General features: G+C 68.9%; 13 protein-coding genes and 3 rRNA genes. All 16 read right to left on the reverse strand.

The features are described from left to right. Position 1 precedes the first annotated feature (1 nt). Positions 2-1,708: a DNA repair protein RecN gene (recN, locus tag OEB99_RS03510; protein ID WP_263508373.1), complete on the reverse strand. Its 1,707-nt coding sequence runs from the start codon at positions 1,706-1,708 to the stop codon at positions 2-4. After that, on the reverse strand, positions 1,705-2,565 hold the full coding sequence (locus OEB99_RS03515) for an NAD kinase (protein WP_263508374.1): 861 nt from the start codon (positions 2,563-2,565) through the stop codon (positions 1,705-1,707). Before OEB99_RS03515 ends, recN begins: the two co-directional genes overlap by 4 nt. After that, positions 2,562-3,407 (reverse strand): TlyA family RNA methyltransferase, encoded by an 846-nt coding sequence (locus OEB99_RS03520; RefSeq protein WP_263508375.1) that lies wholly within the window; start codon positions 3,405-3,407, stop codon positions 2,562-2,564. Before OEB99_RS03520 ends, OEB99_RS03515 begins: the two co-directional genes overlap by 4 nt. Beyond that, positions 3,404-3,601 carry a hypothetical protein gene (locus OEB99_RS03525; protein WP_263508376.1) on the reverse strand — a complete coding sequence of 66 codons (198 nt, stop codon included), beginning with the start codon at positions 3,599-3,601 and terminating at the stop codon, positions 3,404-3,406. The genes OEB99_RS03520 and OEB99_RS03525 overlap by 4 nt, the downstream gene beginning before the upstream one ends. A gap of 52 nt (positions 3,602-3,653) precedes the next feature. Then, positions 3,654-4,670, reverse strand: a complete 1,017-nt coding sequence (locus tag OEB99_RS03530) for an HAD-IIA family hydrolase (RefSeq protein ID WP_263508377.1) — start codon at positions 4,668-4,670, stop codon at positions 3,654-3,656. Beyond that, positions 4,667-5,263 (reverse strand): hypothetical protein, encoded by a 597-nt coding sequence (locus OEB99_RS03535; protein WP_263508378.1) that lies wholly within the window; start codon positions 5,261-5,263, stop codon positions 4,667-4,669. The genes OEB99_RS03530 and OEB99_RS03535 overlap by 4 nt, the downstream gene beginning before the upstream one ends. 912 nt (positions 5,264-6,175) lie before the next feature. Next, positions 6,176-6,292, reverse strand: a 5S ribosomal RNA gene (gene rrf / locus OEB99_RS03540). Between the two features lie 74 nt (positions 6,293-6,366). Further along, positions 6,367-9,472: ribosomal RNA gene (locus OEB99_RS03545) — 23S ribosomal RNA — on the reverse strand. 345 nt (positions 9,473-9,817) lie between these two features. After that, positions 9,818-11,338, reverse strand: a 16S ribosomal RNA gene (locus OEB99_RS03550). Together the 16S, 23S and 5S rRNA genes form the textbook arrangement of a ribosomal RNA operon. Positions 11,339-11,911: 573 nt before the next feature. Next, positions 11,912-13,180 carry a tyrosine--tRNA ligase gene (gene tyrS, locus OEB99_RS03555; RefSeq protein ID WP_263508862.1) on the reverse strand — a complete coding sequence of 423 codons (1,269 nt, stop codon included), beginning with the start codon at positions 13,178-13,180 and terminating at the stop codon, positions 11,912-11,914. Between the two features lie 58 nt (positions 13,181-13,238). Then, positions 13,239-13,883 carry a DNA-3-methyladenine glycosylase gene (locus OEB99_RS03560; protein WP_263508379.1) on the reverse strand — a complete coding sequence of 215 codons (645 nt, stop codon included), beginning with the start codon at positions 13,881-13,883 and terminating at the stop codon, positions 13,239-13,241. Then, positions 13,880-14,479 carry a uridine kinase family protein gene (locus OEB99_RS03565; protein ID WP_263508380.1) on the reverse strand — a complete coding sequence of 200 codons (600 nt, stop codon included), beginning with the start codon at positions 14,477-14,479 and terminating at the stop codon, positions 13,880-13,882. The genes OEB99_RS03560 and OEB99_RS03565 overlap by 4 nt, the downstream gene beginning before the upstream one ends. Beyond that, positions 14,476-15,906: an argininosuccinate lyase gene (gene argH, locus OEB99_RS03570; protein ID WP_263508382.1), complete on the reverse strand. Its 1,431-nt coding sequence runs from the start codon at positions 15,904-15,906 to the stop codon at positions 14,476-14,478. The genes OEB99_RS03565 and argH overlap by 4 nt, the downstream gene beginning before the upstream one ends. Before the next feature lies 1 nt (position 15,907). Then, positions 15,908-17,338 carry an argininosuccinate synthase gene (gene argG / locus OEB99_RS03575; protein ID WP_263508383.1) on the reverse strand — a complete coding sequence of 477 codons (1,431 nt, stop codon included), beginning with the start codon at positions 17,336-17,338 and terminating at the stop codon, positions 15,908-15,910. Next, positions 17,335-17,874: an arginine repressor gene (locus OEB99_RS03580; RefSeq protein WP_263508384.1), complete on the reverse strand. Its 540-nt coding sequence runs from the start codon at positions 17,872-17,874 to the stop codon at positions 17,335-17,337. Before OEB99_RS03580 ends, argG begins: the two co-directional genes overlap by 4 nt. Further along, on the reverse strand, positions 17,871-18,800 hold the full coding sequence (gene argF / locus OEB99_RS03585; RefSeq protein WP_263508385.1) for an ornithine carbamoyltransferase: 930 nt from the start codon (positions 18,798-18,800) through the stop codon (positions 17,871-17,873). The genes OEB99_RS03580 and argF overlap by 4 nt, the downstream gene beginning before the upstream one ends. Position 18,801: the final 1 nt, after the last annotated feature.

Genomic DNA, 18,801 nt, shown 5'->3' on the forward strand with positions numbered 1-18,801 from the left:
GTCATCGTCCCACGACGGAGCGCTCGAGGAGCTCGGCGGCGTGCTCGAGCGCCGTGGCCGAGTCCGTGCCGGACAGCATCCGTGCCAGCTCGGCGACCCGATCGGCGCCGTCGACCCGGCGCACGTCGGACGCGGTCACGACGTCGACACCCTGCTTGCTGGAGCGGCTGACCACGAGGTGCTGGTCCGCGTAGGCGGCGACCTGCGCGAGGTGGGTCACCACGACGACCTGGCTGTGCCGGGCGAGCTCCGCGAGCCGTCGCCCGACCTCGACCGCCGCGCGACCGCCGACGCCCGCGTCGACCTCGTCGAAGACGAACGTCGAGGGGCGCTGCGCGTCGGGCGCGGTGGCGAGAGCGACCTCGACCGCGAGCATGACCCGGGAGAGCTCACCCCCGGACGCGCCCTGCCCGAGGGGCCTCGGCGGAGCGCCCGCATGACCGACGAGGGTCATCTCGACGTCTTCGGCGCCCCACGGCCCGATCTCGGGCAGCTCTCGCAGCACGACCCCGAACGTGGCGTCCGCCATGGCCAGGCCGGCCAGCTCGTCGGTCACGGTCGCCGCGAGCCGCCCCGCGGCATCGGCGCGGCCGGCCGTCACCCTGGCGGCGGTCGCGGCGAGCGTCGCGTCGAGGTCGGCCAGCTCCGCTGCGAGAGCGGCCCGCCGGTCGTCGCCCTGGTCGAGCTCGAGGAGCCGCGGACCGGCCGCCTCGACCCAGGTGAGGACGTCGTCCACGGTCCCGCCGTGCGCGCGGGCCAGGGTGGAGAGCTCGGCGCGCCGTGCCTGGACCTGGTCGAGGCGGCCGGGATCTGCTTCGAGCGTGTCGGCGTACCCGGACAGCTCGGCCGCGAGGTCGTCGAGCAGGTAGCCCACCTCGGCGAGGCGCTCGGTGAGGCCGGCCAAGGTCACGTCGTGCGACGCAACCGCGTCCGCGGCCCGCCGGGCCTGGTCCACCAACCCGGATGCGCCGGGCTCGTCCGGTCCGTCGCCACCGCTCAGCGCACCGTGCGCACGGGCCGCGGCGGCCCGCACGTCCTCGAGGTGCGCGAGGCGCTCGGCCTCCGCTGCGAGCTCGGTGTCCTCGCCCGGCTGCGGGTTCACCCGCTCCACCTCGGCCAGCCCGACCCGGAGCAGCTCCGCCTCGCGACGACGTTCGGCCATCGTGCGGTCGAGCTCGGCGAGCTCGGACGCGGCGTCCTGCCGCCTGGCCCAGGCGGAGCGGTGCTCCTCGAGCGCGACGAGGTGCGGTGCGCCCGCGAAGGCGTCGAGCGCGGCACGCTGGTGGCGCGGCGAACGCAAGCGCGCCTGATCGGCCTGTCCGTGCACCGTGACCAGGGTGTCCGCGAGCCCGGCAAGGACCGCGACGGGGACCCCGACTCCACCGAGCACGGTGCGCGACCTGCCCTGGGCGACGGTCCTCAGCACCACGAGCGTGCCGTCCTCGTCGAGCTCGGCACCGGCCTCCCTCGCGCGTTCGGCGACCTCGGACGCCGGGTCGACCAGGAACCGCCCCTCGGCACGCGCTCGGTCGGCGCCCGACCGCACCACCGAGGCGTCGGCCCGGCCGCCGAGAATGAGCGAGAGGCCGGACAGCACCATCGTCTTCCCGGCGCCGGTCTCGCCGGTGATCACGGTCAAGCCGGGAGACAGCGGGATCGTGGCCTCTTCGATGACTCCGAGATCGCCGATCCGCAGTTCGGAGATCACGTGGTGACCCCGTGCTCCCCGGCCCAGCCCCTCCAACCCTGGACCGGCAGCGAGAACCGGGACACCAGCCGATCGGTGAACGGCGCGGGACTCAGCCTGGCGAGCCGGACCGGGTCGGCTCCCCGCCGCACCTCGACCCGGGATCCGACCGGCAGGTCGATCCGACGGTGCCCGTCGGTGCACAGCAGCCCCGCACTGGACGACCGCCGGACGATCTCGACCGCCAGGACGGACTGCGGTCCCACGACGAGCGGACGCGCGAACAGCGCATGGGCCGAGACCGGGACCAGCACCATCGCGTCCACGTCGGGCCACACGACCGGCCCGCCGGCGGAGAACGCGTGCGCGGTCGATCCGGTCGAGGTCGACATGATGACCCCGTCGCAGCCGAACGAGGACAGCGGACGGCCGTCGACCTCGATGGCCACGGCGACCATCCGGGTCCGATCGGACTTCTCCACGGCTGCCTCGTTGAGCGCCCAGTCGGTGACCGGTGGGGCTCCGGGCCGGTGCACCGTGATCTCGATCGTGCCGCGCTCCTCGACCTCGTAGTCCCCGGTCGCGACGCGACGTACGACGTCGTCGACCTGCTCGCGCTCGGTCTCGGCGAGGAATCCCACGTGGCCGAAGTTCACCCCGACGAGCGGCGCCCCGCTGCCGCGCGCGAGCTCCGCCGCACGGAGGATCGTGCCGTCGCCACCGAGCACGAGCACCGCTTCGAGCGGGCTGCCGTACTCGAACTCGTCCTCGGTGACGGCACGCATGCCGACCTCTTCGAGCGTCCGCACCGCGAGCTCGGTGGCCGCGACGGCCTCCGGGTGGTGCAGGTGCGCGACGACGAGCACCGATCGAGTCATGAGTCCCTCCTGGGCGTACGCATCGGGCGCACGAGTGCTGCACGGCCGGCCACGGCCGCGTCGACGGCGGCCACGAGCTGGTCGCGCGGGTCGCGCGAGGCGTCGTCGGTGACGACGAGGTGCAGGAAGTACTCGCGGTTCCCGGCCGGTCCGGGCAGCCGGCTCGGCAGGACGGCGTCGATGCGGACGTGCTGGGGAACCGCGTCGGCCACGGCGAGAACGGCCTCGGCCCGCAGCGCGTCGGACGTGACCACACCGTCCGCTCCGAGTCGTTCGCGACCGACCTCGAACTGCGGCTTGACCAGCACGAGCAGGTGGGCCCCGGGCGCGGTGACCCCGATCAGGGCGTCGAGGACGAGGGTGAGGGAGATGAACGAGAGATCGGCCACGACCAGGTCCGGAGGACCCGTGAGATCTGCGGGGACGAGGTGGCGAACGTTGACGCCCTCGCGCACCGTGACCCTCGGGTCGGCGGCGATCTCGGGCGCGGCCTGCCCGTGCCCCACGTCGACGGCGTCGACGTGCGCCGCGCCGGCCTCGAGCAGGACCTGGGTGAACCCGCCGGTCGACGCTCCTGCGTCCAGGCACCTCGCGGAGGCGACCACGACGGGGGTCCCGAGCGCGGCCAGATCATCGAACGCGCCAAGCAGCTTGTGGGCGCCACGCGAGACGTACTCGTCGCCCGGGGCGACAGTGAGCTCTGCCGTGGGCGCGACAGCGCGGGCCGGCTTGGCAGCCGGGCTGCCGTCGACCAGCACCCGTCCGGCTTCGACCAGCTCGGCGGCGCGACGCCGCGAGCGAGCCAGTCCACGCCGGACGAGCTCGGCGTCCAGCCTGGTCACGCCTCGCGCTCGCTCAACCGGTCGGTGAGGGTGGTGTGCACCTGCTCGAAGACGACGACCTGCTCGCGCAACGGTAGGTCGCGTACGCCCTCGAGCAGCACCTCGATGTCATCGACCGCGCTCGGCGCGGGCTCCTTCGCCGAGGCGTCGGCCACGGACGGCGCGCCCGCGCCCGTGGTCTCGTCGTGCTCCACGCCGGTCCCTCCTGCTCGTGTCCGGGACCACGCTACCTTCCGCGGGGGCGAGTCACGCCTCGTCCACCGCCAGGTCGGGCACCGTGTCGGGGTCGAACGGCGCGCCCGTGTCGGCGGCGTCCCATCCCGCGGCGCACGCGGCGCGGGCCCGGTCGATCAGGGTGCCCCGGTCGGCCAGTTCCAGTCGACCGTCGGTGACCCGCGCGGCAGCGGAGCCGCATCGCCACCACTCGCCGTCACGCAGCGGTGCGGGATGCGTGGTGAGCAGGCCGCGCAGGTCCGCCGCAAGGTAGTGGGGTCGTTCGGCGGGCCGGGCCAGCACGGCGTCCCGCGCCGAGCTCACACCGGTGATGACGTGCAGCCCGGGATAGTCCGCGGCCCGCGCACCGGCGAGGTCGGTGTCCAGACGATCGCCGACCACGAGCGGGTTGCGGGCACCGTGGCGCCGCGCAGCGAGCTGGTACATCGTGGGTTCCGGCTTGCCGCAGTTGGTCGGGACGACGTCGGTCGCCGTCTGCACCGCCGCGACCAACGAACCGTTGCCCGGAGCGAAGCCGTGCTCGGTCGGGAGCGTCCGGTCGAGGTTGCTCGCGACGAACCACGCTCCGGCCCGGATCGCGTAGGTGGCCTCGGCGAGCTGCGGCCAGCCGACGTCCGCTGCGTACCCCTGCACGACCGCAGCCGGCCGGGCGTCAGCGCGGCTGACGACCTCGAAGCCCGCCTCCCGCACGGCCGTCGCGAGCCCTGCGCCGCCGACCACGAGCACACGGCTCCCCAGGTCGAGTCGGTCGGCGAGCACAGCGGCCGCCGCCTGTGCGGCGGTCATCACGTCGATGGGGTCGCACGGGATGTCCAGGCCGGTGAGCTGCTCGGCCACCGATCCGGGCTCGCGCGACGAGTTGTTCGTCACGAAGACGAGGTGCATGCCCAGCCCGCGCGCGCCTGCCAGACCCTCGGCGGCGTACGGGATCGGGTTCTTCCCTCGGTAGGCGACCCCGTCGAGGTCGACCAGGGCAAGGTCGTGCAGCTCGGCAAGGGGTCGATCCGCGCCGAGCAGCCCGACGCTCACTTCGCGCTCTCCGCCCCGGCTCCGCCGCCGGTTGGGTCCGCACCGTCCGGATCCGGCTCCTCGTCGTCGTCGTCGAGGTCCACGAGAACCAGCTCGTCCTCGTCGACCGGGAGCGACGACCGGAGCTCGGCGGCGTCGTCCGGTCGCCCAGCGGCCTCGAGCGCGTCGACCCGGACCTGGGCGACCCGCACGGCGAGCTCGCCCTTCGCGGAGCGAGCCTCCGGGGTGTTGAGTGCGACCAGGGCCCCTTCGGGGTCCTTCAGATCGAGCCTGGCTCCGGCGACCACCATCGCGAGCTCGACCTTCGCCGTACGGTCCAGGGTCGCGACGCCTTCGTCCTTCGCGAGCGCGATCGCGCGCTCCGGCCGGCCCAGGCCGCGCTCGCAGTCGGCCATCACCGGCAGGTGCTCAGCCGACCCGCTCAGCCGACGCACGGTCCTGAGCTCGCGGAGCGCCTCCGCGTACCGACCCGTGTGGTACGCGGCGATGCCCGCAGCCTCACGAACGACGTCGACTCTTCCCGCGCGCCGGACGGCGGCCTGGGCATGCTGATACGCGAGCTCCGGGTCTTCGTCCAGGAGACGACCGGCCATCACGAGGTGCCGCGCGACACCCTCGGCATTGTCCTTGCTCAGCGTCCGCAGGCGAGAACGCGCCGCCCGATCGAGATCCGACGCCTCGACCTCCCGCGGAATCTCAGGCGCTCGCGGCCGCAGCGAGTCTGCTGCGGCTCCGTCGCGGGCAGTCGGTCGCCGGCCCGGCTCGACACCCGAACGCCCACCGCGATCACGACGCACCTGCCCCGAACGACCACCGCGCTCATCACGCACCTGCCCCGAACGACCGCCGCGCTCGTCGCTCACCTGTCCAGAACGCCCACTCGGGCGCCCGGGTCGGGAACCGCCCCGCTCCCGGGTGCCTTCTCCACCGGACGCCTCGCCCGGCGCGCGCCCGCGCCGTTCCGAACCACCCGGCCGCCCGCGCCCGTCCCCGGACCCACCGCGCGAACCGGCGCCGGAGCCACGCACACCGGTGCCGCGCTCACCCCGCGTGCCACTCGAGCCGGCCGTCGAGCGTTGACCTGACGCCCCGTTGCTCCGCCCGCTCGAACTCTGTCCGCGGCCGACACCACGCGCACCAGCCTGGCGGTCCTGGCGGTCCTGGCGATCAGCGCTGCTCCGGTCCCGACCGGTACCGCGTTCGCCCGCGTCGCGCGACGTGCCACCGGCGGACCAAGACCGTCCCGCAGATCCGCCTCCGCGTGCAGAGCCTCCGCCACGCTGGCCGGCGCCGGAACCGTCACTCGGACCACGGCCCCGGCCACCGCCGGACCCCTCGCGTGCACCCCTGCCGCCCCTGGGTCGCTCGTCGCCGGCCACCGCTCACCATCCTCTCAGCGCAGCCGCCATGGTCTCACGCGCACGTACCGTGTGCCGCGTCGCCAGCTGGACGCGGTCAGAAAGCAGAAAAGGCCACCCCAGCGGGGTGGCCTTTTCTGAAGAAATGTTCGGCGGCGACCTACTCTCCCACACCGTCACCAGTGCAGTACCATCGGCGCAGAGGGGCTTAGCTTCCGGGTTCGGAATGGAGCCGGGCGTTTCCCCCTCGCTATGACCGCCGAAACTCTATGGAGATGTCAATCGGGTTCCCGACCGTATCTCGGGAACCGCACAGTGGACGCGTAGCAATGTAAGTGTGTGTCAAGTCATCGGCTTATTAGTACCGGTCAGCTGCATGTGTCGTTAGTCCACACTTCCACATCCGGCCTATTAACCCAGTGTTCTAGCTGGGAGCCTCTCGGGGCGAACCCCATGGAAACCTCATCTTGAAGCAGGCTTCCCGCTTAGATGCTTTCAGCGGTTATCCCTTCCGAACGTAGCTAACCAGCCGTGCTCCTGGCGGAACAACTGGCACACCAGAGGTTCGTCCGTCCCGGTCCTCTCGTACTAGGGACAGCCCTTCTCAAGTTTCCTGCGCGCGCAGCGGATAGGGACCGAACTGTCTCACGACGTTCTAAACCCAGCTCGCGTACCGCTTTAATGGGCGAACAGCCCAACCCTTGGGACCTACTCCAGCCCCAGGATGCGACGAGCCGACATCGAGGTGCCAAACCATGCCGTCGATATGGACTCTTGGGCAAGATCAGCCTGTTATCCCCGGGGTACCTTTTATCCGTTGAGCGACGGCGCTTCCACAAGCCACCGCCGGATCACTAGTTCCGACTTTCGTCCCTGCTCGACCTGTCAGTCTCACAGTCAAGCTCCCTTGTGCACTTGCACTCGCCACCTGATTGCCAACCAGGCTGAGGGAACCTTTGAGCGCCTCCGTTACATTTTGGGAGGCAACCGCCCCAGTTAAACTACCCACCAGGCACTGTCCCTGATCCGGATTACGGACCGAGGTTAGATATCCAGAACGACCAGAGTGGTATTTCAACGTTGACTCCACCGACACTGGCGTGCCGGCTTCACAGTCTCCCACCTATCCTACACAAGCCGTACCGAACACCAATACCAAGCTATAGTAAAGGTCCCGGGGTCTTTCCGTCCTGCTGCGCGTAACGAGCATCTTTACTCGTAGTGCAATTTCGCCGAGTTCGCGGTTGAGACAGCGGAGAAGTCGTTACGCCATTCGTGCAGGTCGGAACTTACCCGACAAGGAATTTCGCTACCTTAGGATGGTTATAGTTACCACCGCCGTTTACTGGGGCTTAAATTCTGAGCTTCGCTCCGAAGAGCTGACCCGTCCTCTTAACCTTCCAGCACCGGGCAGGCGTCAGTCCGTATACATCGTTTTGCAACTTCGCACGGACCTGTGTTTTTAGTAAACAGTCGCTTCTCCCTGGTCTCTGCGGCCCTCAAGCGCTCCGGCAGCAAGTGCCTTCACGCCTCAGGCCCCCCTTCTCCCGAAGTTACGGGGGCATTTTGCCGAGTTCCTTAACCACGATTCTCTCGATCGCCTTGGTATTCTCTACCTGACCACCTGAGTCGGTTTGGGGTACGGGCGGCTAGAACCTCGCGTCGAGGCTTTTCTTGGCAGCATAGGATCATCCACTACCCGCATATGCGGTCCGCGTCGGTTCTCAGGCACAGGAGGTGCGGATTTGCCTACACCTCGCCCTACAACCTTGCCCGTCGTCAACCATCGCGACGGCTGGACTACCTTCCTGCGTCACCCCTGTTAATACGCTTACCTACTACCGGTTCGGGTCGCGCGCTCCACCACGACGTCCCCGAAGGGATCTACGTGGCTTTGGGCGCTTAGCATCACCGGGTTCGGTATGGGCGGTTCTTCGCCGGTACGGGAATATCAACCCGTTGTCCATCGACTACGCCTGTCGGCCTCGCCTTAGGTCCCGACTTACCCAGGGCGGATTAACCTGGCCCTGGAACCCTTGGTCATTCGGCGGACGGGTTTCTCACCCGTCTTTCGCTACTCATGCCTGCATTCTCACTCGTGTGGCGTCCACCGCTGGGTTCCCCCGCGACTTCACTCGCCACACGACGCTCCCCTACCCATCCACACGCCTGGATCACGAAGACCTGGCTGTTGTGTGAATGCCACAGCTTCGGCGGTATACTTGAGCCCCGCTACATTGTCGGCGCGGAATCACTTGACCAGTGAGCTATTACGCACTCTTTCAAGGGTGGCTGCTTCTAAGCCAACCTCCTGGTTGTCTGTGCAACTCCACATCCTTTCCCACTTAGCATACGCTTAGGGGCCTTAGCTGGTGGTCTGGGCTGTTTCCCTCTCGACTACGGAGCTTATCCCCCGCAGTCTCACTGCCACGTTCTCACTTACCGGCATTCGGAGTTTGGCTGACGTCAGTAACCTTTTGGGGCCCATTGGCCATCCAGTAGCTCTACCTCCGGCAAGAAACACGTGACGCTGCACCTAAATGCATTTCGGGGAGAACCAGCTATCACGAAGTTTGATTGGCCTTTCACCCCTAACCACAGGTCATCCCCCCGGTTTTCAACCCAGGTGGGTTCGGTCCTCCACGCGGTCTTACCCGCGCTTCAACCTGCCCATGGCTAGATCACTTCGCTTCGGGTCTAGAGCACGCGACTGAATCGCCCTATTCGGACTCGCTTTCGCTACGGCTTCCCCACACGGGTTAACCTCGCCACGTACCACTAACTCGCAGGCTCATTCTTCAAAAGGCACGCCGTCACCCCTGCTAGGGAGGCTCCGACGGATTGTAGGCGACCGGTTTCAGGTACTATTTCACTCCCCTCCCGGGGTACTTTTCACCTTTCCCTCACGGTACTGGTCCGCTATCGGTCACTAGGTAGTATTTAGGCTTACAGAGTGGTCTCTGCAGATTCACACGGGATTTCTCGGGCCCCGTGCTACTTGGGATGACTCTCGGGAGATCGCACGATTTCGTCTACGGGGGTTGCACCCTCTGTGCCGGGCCTTTCAATGCCCTTCGACTATCACGCGATTTTCTGACTCCCTGGAAGTTCGGCAGAACTTCCCAAGAGGTCCCACAACCCCGCTGATGCAACGCCTGCCGGCTATCACACACCAACGGTTTGGCCTCTTCCGCTTTCGCTCGCCACTACTAACGGAATATCTCTTCCTGTGGGTACTGAGATGTTTCACTTCCCCACGTTCCCTCCACACGCCCTATATATTCAGACGTGGGTAACTGGACATGACTCCAGCTGGGTTCCCCCATTCGGAAATCCTCGGATCACGGTTCGCTTGCCAACTCCCCGAGGCTTATCGCAGGCTGCTACGTCCTTCTTCGGCTCCTAGTGCCAAGGCATCCACCAATCGCCCTTGAAGACTTGCCACAAAGACTTACAAAGATGCTCGCGTCCACTGTGCAGTTCTCAAGCTACGGGCGGGCCCGTCATCTCCCGGCGCCTGCCCCGACGAGTCGAGGCGGTTCATCCGTTCATGACGGTCCGACGTACCGGCCACCCGGCCGGCCCGAGGTCAGGCTCTCGCCCGTTCCCTCAGGACCCAACAGCGTGCCGGCACCGCGCCCTCGTCGCCAGGTTCCGCTCCCGAAGGAGGTACTGAGGCAGTAGGTGCGCGGTGCCAATAGTCGATGTTCCACCCTTGAGCTACCCACCTCGGAACGATCGTCCGAGTAGTAGGCCCTGGACGCCTCGAGGGCGCCAGATGCTCCTTAGAAAGGAGGTGATCCAGCCGCACCTTCCGGTACGGCTACCTTGTTACGACTTAGTCCCAATCGCTGGTCCCACCTTCGACGGCTCCCTCCACAAGGGTTGGGCCACCGGCTTCGGGTGTTACCGACTTTCGTGACTTGACGGGCGGTGTGTACAAGGCCCGGGAACGTATTCACCGCAGCGTTGCTGATCTGCGATTACTAGCGACTCCGACTTCATGGGGTCGAGTTGCAGACCCCAATCCGAACTGAGACCGGCTTTTTGGGATTCGCTCCACCTTGCGGTATCGCAGCCCTTTGTACCGGCCATTGTAGCATGCGTGAAGCCCAAGACATAAGGGGCATGATGATTTGACGTCATCCCCACCTTCCTCCGAGTTGACCCCGGCAGTCTCCTATGAGTCCCCACCATGATGTGCTGGCAACATAGGACGAGGGTTGCGCTCGTTGCGGGACTTAACCCAACATCTCACGACACGAGCTGACGACAACCATGCACCACCTGTATACCGCCCGTAAGGACCCCATGTCTCCATGAGTTTTCGGTATATGTCAAGCCTTGGTAAGGTTCTTCGCGTTGCATCGAATTAATCCGCATGCTCCGCCGCTTGTGCGGGCCCCCGTCAATTCCTTTGAGTTTTAGCCTTGCGGCCGTACTCCCCAGGCGGGGCACTTAATGCGTTTGCTGCGGCACGGAACTCGTGGAATGAGCCCCACACCTAGTGCCCAACGTTTACGGCGTGGACTACCAGGGTATCTAATCCTGTTCGCTCCCCACGCTTTCGCTCCTCAGCGTCAGTTGCGGCCCAGAGACCTGCCTTCGCCATCGGTGTTCCTCCTGATATCTGCGCATTCCACCGCTACACCAGGAATTCCAGTCTCCCCTACCGCACTCTAGTCTGCCCGTACCCACTGCAGGCCCGAGGTTGAGCCTCGGGTTTTCACAGCAGACGCGACAGACCGCCTACGAGCTCTTTACGCCCAATAATTCCGGACAACGCTTGCGCCCTACGTATTACCGCGGCTGCTGGCACGTAGTTAGCCGGCGCTTCTTCTGCAGGTACCGTCACTTGCGCTTCTTCCCTGCTGAAAGAGGTTTACAACCCGAAGGCCGTCATCCCTCACGCGGCGTCGCTGCATCAGGCTTGCGCCCATTGTGCAATATTCCCCACTGCTGCCTCCCGTAGGAGTCTGGGCCGTGTCTCAGTCCCAGTGTGGCCGGTCGCCCTCTCAGGCCGGCTACCCGTCGTCGCCTTGGTAGGCCTTTACCCCACCAACTAGCTGATAGGCCGCGACCCCATCCCCGACCGAAATTCTTTCCAGACGCCCAGATGCCTGTGCGCCTCATATCCGGTATTAGCTCCGATTTCCCGGGGTTATCCCAGAGTCGGGGGCAGGTTGGTCACGTGTTACTCACCCGTTCGCCACTGATCACCCGGAGCAAGCTCCGAGGTCACCGTTCGACTTGCATGTGTTAAGCACGCCGCCAGCGTTCGTCCTGAGCCAGGATCAAACTCTCCGTGAATGTCTGTTGGTCACCCGCGTCGAGACGCGGGGCTAACCGACTGGAGAAAGGCCCCGAGGGGCCAGATGATCTGGCATCGATCAAATAACAAAACTGACGTTTGTCACTTGTCGCTACCACGTCGACCGGGGGTTTCAGTCAGGGACCGTCGGTCCCATTCCTTGCCCTCCGCCGACAGTTGGCATCGACTTTTGGCACGCTGTTGAGTTCTCAAGGAGCGGACGCGCATCGTTCCGGGCCCTTCGACCCGTTCCCGAGGCAACCTCTCTAATCTATCTGCTCGGTTTGCCTCTGTCAAACCGCGTTCGCGGCTCGTCTCGGGCTTCCCGATCCCTGGCGCGACCGTTCGGACGCATCAGCGCCAGGACAGATCCTACCGGGGTTTTCGCCCTGCGGGACCGGCCGGCGAGCGGTGATCCGCTCTGCTGTCCGTTCCTCCCGTCTGGGCGACGGGGAGAAACATTACGCACCCCCAGGGACGTCGTCAAATCGGCTGACGCCCGGGCGTGTCGCGCCGCGGAAACGCCGTCTGACCTGCGAAGACGCTCGGTGGTGCCGATCCCGCCCGGACCACTACCCGGAGACGGCTTCGGCGACGGCCAAGGTCCGCTTGCCTCGGCGCAGCACCGCCCAACGACCGTGCAGCAGCTGCGAGGCGTCCAGCAGTGCATCCGGGTCGGTCACCCGCACGTTGTTGATCGACACCCCACCTTCGGCGACGGCCCGTCGGCCGGCGCCCCGGCCCGCCACGAGTCCCGCTTCGGCGAGCAGGTCGATGACCTGGACCGGCTCCTCCGGCACGACCGCGCGAGGCAGCTCCGCAACTGCGGCCGCGAGAGTCGACTCGTCCAGCTCGGCCAGGTCTCCCCGGCCGAACAGTGCCTGGCTCGCCGCGACCACTGCGTCGGTCGCGGCGCGGCCGTGCACCAGGGTCGTCACGTCGCCGGCCAGTACCCGCTGGGCCTCACGCGCATGCGGGCGTTCGACGACCGCACGCTCGAGCTCCTCGACCTCCTCGCGGGTACGGAAGGTGAACGTCTTGAGGTAGCCGACCACGTCCGCGTCGTCCGTGTTGATCCAGAACTGGTAGAAGGCGTACGGGGTCATCATGTCCGGGGCGAGCCACACGGCCCCACCCTCGGTCTTGCCGAACTTCGTGCCGTCGGACTTCGTGATCAACGGTGTCGTGAGCGCGTGCACGCCGGTCTGCTCGGCCTTCCGGATGAGCTCGACCCCGGAGAGCAGGTTCCCCCACTGGTCGTTGCCGCCGGTCTGCAGCGTGCAGCCGTACCGCCGGTTCAGCTCGAGGTAGTCCAGGCCCTGCAGGATCTGGTAGCTGAACTCGGTGAAGCTGATGCCCTCGTCGCTCGCGAGGCGCCGGGCAACCGTGTCCTTCGCGAGCATGGTGCCGAGCCGGTAGTGCTTGCCGATGTCCCGCAGGAAGTCGATCGCGGACAGCTCGGCGGTCCAGTCGAGGTTGTTCACCATCCGCGCCGGGTTGTCGCCGTCGAAGTCGAGGAAGCGCGAGATCTGAGCACGCAGCCGCTCGACCCACTCGGCGACCGTCTCCTTGCTGTTGAGCACACGTTCGCCGGACATCCGCGGATCGCCGATCATGCCGGTCGCGCCGCCGACCAGTGCGAGCACGCGGTGCCCCGACCGTTGCAGGTGGCGCAGCAGCACCAGCTGGACGAGATGACCGTGGTGCAGGCTCGGAGCCGTGGGGTCGAACCCGCAGTAGACGGTGACCGGCCCCGACTCGAGCGCGTCGCGCAGGGCCTGCTCGTCGGTGGACTGCGCGACCAGACCGCGCCAGCGCAGCTCGTCCAGGATGTGCACCACATGCTCCTTCGTCGTCACGACCGCCCCCTAGTGTGCCGTGCCCGCGACGGCGCTCGCCTCACCCGTCCGGCGTGCGGCGACGCCGGACGCCCGGACGGAACGCCGAGACCGTCGGATCGTCGGGGACCCACAGGCGCCACGGGAACCGCTCCGGGTCGCCACCCGGGCCGGCGACGCCGACCCGAGGGCCGCTGCGGAACCCTGTCACACGCGTCGGGGCCAGCTCGATCCCTTTTCCGAGCAGGTCCGAGCCGTCGTCGGCGAGCACCAGGCCCAGCGCGACCGCGAGCCGGGCGGGGCCGCGCGCAAGGTCCACCTCCCGCCGCACCACGCCCTCGGCGGACCGACGCGCCGTCGCCGCGTCGACGCCCTCCACCACCTGCCCGGCACGGAGCAGCACGGCGGACGCCTGCCCGGCCGGCCCGGTCACCACGTTGACGCACCGGTGCAGGCCGAGATGGCGGTAGACGTACAGGTGGCCCGGCTCGCCGAACATCACGGCGTTGCGTGCCGATCGCCCCCGGAACGCGTGCGAGCCCGGGTCGTCGGCGCCGCCGTAGGCCTCGACCTCAGTCAGCCGGACCGCGACCACGCCGTCCCCCCGCACGACCCGCAGCACGGCCCCGAGCAGGTCCGCCGCGACCTCGAGGACCGGCCGGTCGAACCACGCCCGTTCGGTCACCCGGGCCGACGGACCGCTCATGGTTGGACCGGTGCCGTGCCGTCGAGGACCAGGTCGGCACGCTCTCGCGTGCGCTCGGTCGCGAAGTGCGCGGCCTCGTGCACCTGCCAGCGCACCCACTCGGCGCGCAGCTGCTCGCCGTCGCGCGCCACGCCGCGGCGCAGCCGGAGCCGGGGCGGTGCCTCGACGAAGAGGCGGAGCGCTGCGCGGGGGTCGACCGCCGCGGGGGCTGCCCCGCAGCCCTCGAGCACGAGCACCTCGGGCACCGGCAGGTCGTGCCACTCCGCGAAGGCACCGGTCCCCCAGTCGTAGCGCTGCCACCGCCCCGCTGCGCCCTCCCGGAGAGGCCCGAGGACCTGGGACTCCACCCGGTCCCACACACCGCCCAGCCCGGACCAACCCTCGTACAGGTCGTCGAGGTGCAGCACCGCGACGACCCAGCCGTCCGCGCGCAGCCGTTCGGCGAGCCGCTCGGCGAGCGTCGTCTTGCCGGAACCGGCGGGACCGTCGACGCACACCAGCCGGACCGCGCCCAGGCCGGGCTCGGCGTCGCGCACCCGAGCCGCGATCGCGCCGAGGCGAGCCGGCTCCGAGGGCCGCCCGCCGTCGCACGTCACGCGGTGCGCCCCGCCGCCACCCAGGCACGCAGCCGGCCGGCCTCCGCGCGTGCGGCGACCAGCTGCTCGGCGACCCGCGACGGCGCCGTGCCACCGACCGAGGACCGGGAGGCGAGCGATCCGCCGACACTGAGCACCTCGCGCACGGCGGGCGTCAGGTGCGGCGAGATCGCGGCCAGGTCGGCATCGGACAGGTCCCACAGCTCGATCGGCGGGTCGTGCTGCTCACAGGCCCGGACGCAGGCACCTGCCACCTCGTGCGCGACCCGGAACGGCACGCCCTGCCGCACGAGCCACTCCGCGACGTCGGTCGCCAGCGCGAAGCCCTGCGGAGCCAGGTCGGCCATCCGCACCGTGTCGAAGCGCAGCGTCGCGACCATCCCGGCGAAGGCCGGGAGCAGCACGTCGAGGGTGTCGACCTGGTCGAACACCGGCTCCTTGTCCTCCTGGAGGTCGCGGTTGTACGCCAGCGGGAGCCCCTTGAGCGTGCCGAGGAGACCGGTGAGGTCGCCGAGCAACCGGCCCGCCTTGCCGCGAGCGAGCTCGGCGACATCGGGGTTCTTCTTCTGCGGCATGATGCTCGACCCCGTCGAGTAGGCGTCGTCGAGAGTGACGAAGCCGAACTCCTTGGTCGCCCAGAGGATGACCTCCTCGGCCAAGCGGGACAGGTCGATCCCGACCATCGTCGCCACGAAGGCGAACTCCGCGACCACGTCGCGTGACGCCGTCCCGTCGATCGAGTTGGCCACGGGCGCGTCGAAGCCGAGCTCCGCCGCCACCGCGGACGGGTCGAGCCCGAGTGACGAACCCGCCAGCGCACCCGACCCGTACGGCGAGACCGCCGCCCGGGCGTCCCAGTCGACCCAGCGCGCGACGTCCCGCAGCAACGGCCAGGCGTGCGCGAGCAGGTGGTGGGCGAGCAGGACGGGCTGCGCATGCTGCAGGTGCGTGCGGCCGGGCATCGGCGCGTCGCCCGCGGCGTCGGCCTGCGCGACCAGCGCGTCGACCACGTCGAGCACCCGACCGGCCAGGAGCCTGGCCTGCTCGCGCAGGTACATCCGGATCAAGGTCGCGATCTGGTCGTTGCGCGAGCGACCGGCCCGCAACCGACCGCCCAGGTCCGGCCCGGCACGCTCGATCAGGCCACGCTCGAGAGCGCTGTGCACGTCCTCGTCGTCGGGACCGGCGACGAAGGCACCCGAGGCCACGTCCGCGTCCAGCGCCCCGAGGGCCGACAGCATCCCCGCGAGCTGGCCGTCGTCCAGCAGACCCGCACCGTGCAGCACCCGCGCGTGCGCGCGCGACCCGGCCAGGTCGTGGCGGGCCAACCGCCAGTCGAAGTGTGTCGAGCGGGACAGCTCGGCCAAGGCATCCGCCGGGCCGCCGGCGAACCGGCCGCCCCACAACGCACCGGACGATCCCGCCACGTCAGTCCGTCCCGACTTCCATCGCGGCACTGTCCAGCGCGGCCTCCTCGTCGCCGGCCACCGACGGGTTGTCCGTGATGACGTCGGCCCCGCCCGCAGGCAGCGCACCGAACAGGGTGCCGTGCTCGACCAGCACCTGGCCCTGGTCGACCGGCTGCTTCGCGTACATCTCGAGCTTGTCCCGCGAGTCGGCGATGTCGAGGTTGCGCATCGTGAGCTGACCGATGCGATCGGTCGGGCCGAACGCGGCCGACTCCGTGCGCTCCATCGACAGCTTCTCCGGGTGGTACGAGAACGCCGGGCCGTCGGTGCGCAGGATCGTGTAGTCCTCGCCACGGCGCAGCCGCAGCGTCACCTCACCCGTGACGACCGAGGCGATCCACCGCTGGATCGACTCGCGCATCATCAGCGCCTGCGGGTCGAGCCAGCGCCCCTCGTACAGCAGCCGACCGAGTCGGCGCCCCTCGGCGTGGTAGTTGGCGATCGTGTCCTCGTTGTGGATCGCGTTGACCAGCCGCTCGTACGCGATGAACAGCAGAGCCATCCCCGGCGCCTCGTAGATCCCGCGCGACTTGGCCTCGATGATCCGGTTCTCGATCTGGTCCGACATGCCCAGGCCGTGCCGGCCACCGATCGCGTTCGCCTCGTGGACGAGCGCGACCGGGTCGTCGAAACGAACGCCGTTGATCGTGACCGGACGCCCGCCCTCGAAGGCGACCGTCACGTCCTCGGTGTCGATGGCGACCCCCGGGTCCCAGAACCGCACACCCATGATCGGCTCGACCGTCTCGAGCGACACGTCCAGGTGCTCCAGCGTCTTGGCCTCGTGCGTGGCGCCCCAGATGTTCGCATCGGTCGAGTACGCCTTCTCGGCGCTGTCGCGGTACGGCAGGCCGCGTTCGGTGAGGAACTGGCTCATCTCCGCGCGGCCGCCGAGCTCGGCGACGAAGTCCTTGTCGAGCCACGGCTTGTAGATCCGCAGCGACGGGTTGGCGAGCAGCCCGTACCGGTAGAAGCGCTCGATGTCGTTGCCCTTGAAGGTGGACCCGTCGCCCCAGATCTCCACGTCGTCGGCCTGCATCGCGCGGACCAGCAGCGTTCCGGTGACCGCGCGCCCGATCGGCGTGGTGTTGAAGTACGAGCGGCCACCGCTGCGGATGTGGAACGCCCCGCAGACCAGCGCCGCGAGCCCCTCCTCCACGAGCGCGGACTTGCAGTCGACGGCACGCGACAGCTCGGCGCCGTACTCCATCGCGCGGCCGGGCACCTTGTCGATCTCGGGCTCGTCGTACTGCCCGATGTCCGCGGTGTAGGTGCACGGGATCGCGCCCTTGGCCCGCATCCAGGCCACCGCGACCGAGGTGTCCAGCCCTCCCGAGAACGCGATGCCCACCCGCTCGCCGACCGGCAGCTCCGTCAGAACCTTGCTCACGTCTCGTCCTTCGTCTCTCGTCCGTACTCGCGGCCACCCGCGAGATCGAGGAATCGTTGTGCCACGACCGACCCGCCGTCGGGGTCGGAGCTGATCACGAGCACCGTGTCGTCGCCGGCGATCGTGCCCATCACGCCCGGGAGCACCGAGTGGTCGATCGCCGAGGCGAGGAACTGCGCCGCCCCCGGTGGCGTGCGCAGCACCACGAGGTTGCCCGACGACTCGGCGGTGACCAGGAGCTCGGCGCACAACCGGGCCAGTCGCGCGGCGAGCTGCTCGTCGGTCTCGGCCGCGACCGGGGTGCGGTCGCCGCCCTCGCCGGGCACCGCGTAGGTGAGCGTCCCGTCGGAGGCCCGGATCCGCACCGCGCCGAGCTCGACCAGGTCCCGGGACAGGGTCGCCTGGGTCACCTGGACGCCCTCGTCGGCCAGGGCCGCCGCGAGCTCGCCCTGCGAACGGATCGGCGCGTGGGTGAGCAGCCGCGTGATCAGCGCGTGCCGCGCGGCCTTCGTGGTGGGGACGCCGACCGTGCTCACCGTTGCTCCATGAGCCAGGTGAGCACGGCCTTCTGGGCGTGCAGCCGGTTCTCCGCCTCGTCGAAGACCACCGATTGCGGACCCTCGATGACCTCGTCGGTGATCTCCTTGCCGCGGTACGCGGGCAGGCAGTGCAGCACGATCGCGTGCTCGGCGGCGCCCGCCAGGCGGTCGGCGTCGAGCCGGTAGGGGCCGAACATCGCCTCGGCCTCGGCCGCGGAACGTTCGTCGCCCATCGAGACCCAGGTGTCGGTCGCGACCACGTCGGCGCCGGCGACCGCGGCGGCCGGGTCGTCCGTGACCACGACCGAGCCTCCGGTCCGGGCGGCGATCCGCTGGGCCGTCGCGACCACGACCGGGTCCGGCGGGCGAGCGGCCGGGGTGCCGATCCGCACGTGCATGCCGGCCGTCGCGCCACCGAGGAGGTATGACGCCGCCATGTTGTTCGCGCCGTCCCCGAGGTAGCCCAGAGTGAGGCCGGGCAACGCGTCCACTCCGCCGTGCCGCTCCGCGACGGTCAGCAGGTCGGCGAGCACCTGGCACGGGTGGAACTGGTCGGTCAGGGCGTTCACCACCGGGACACCGGCGTACGCCGCCATCTCGTCGATGCGCCTCTGGTCGAAGGTCCGCCACACGATCGCCGCGGCCTGCCGGCCCAGCACGCGCGCGGTGTCCGCGATCGACTCGCGGACCCCGATCTGGGCGAGGTTGCCGTCGACGACCATCGGGTAGCCGCCGAGCTCGACCACCCCGAGCGTGAACGAGAGCTGGGTCCGCAGCGTGGGCTTGTCGAACACCACGGCGACCGAGCGCGGCCCGGCGAACGGGTGCACGCCGAAGCGGTTCTCCTTGAGCCGCACCGCGAGCTCCAGGACGGACCGCTGCTCGTCCGGGGTCAGGTCGTCGTCACGCAGGAAGTGGCGCACC

It is taken from the genome of Actinotalea endophytica (assembly GCF_025717005.1).
In the GTDB taxonomy this organism is placed as follows: Bacteria; Actinomycetota; Actinomycetes; order Actinomycetales; family Cellulomonadaceae; genus Actinotalea.

Bases quoted from the DNA above. Each gene is read 5' to 3' on its own strand.
- OEB99_RS03515 (WP_263508374.1), bottom strand. From the start codon at position 2,565: ATGACTCGATCGGTGCTCGTCGTCGCGCACCTGCACCACCCGGAGGCC.
- OEB99_RS03535 (WP_263508378.1), bottom strand. From the start codon at position 5,263: ATGGCCGGTCGTCTCCTGGACGAAGACCCGGAGCTCGCGTATCAGCAT.
- OEB99_RS03560 (WP_263508379.1), bottom strand. From the start codon at position 13,883: ATGAGCGGTCCGTCGGCCCGGGTGACCGAACGGGCGTGGTTCGACCGG.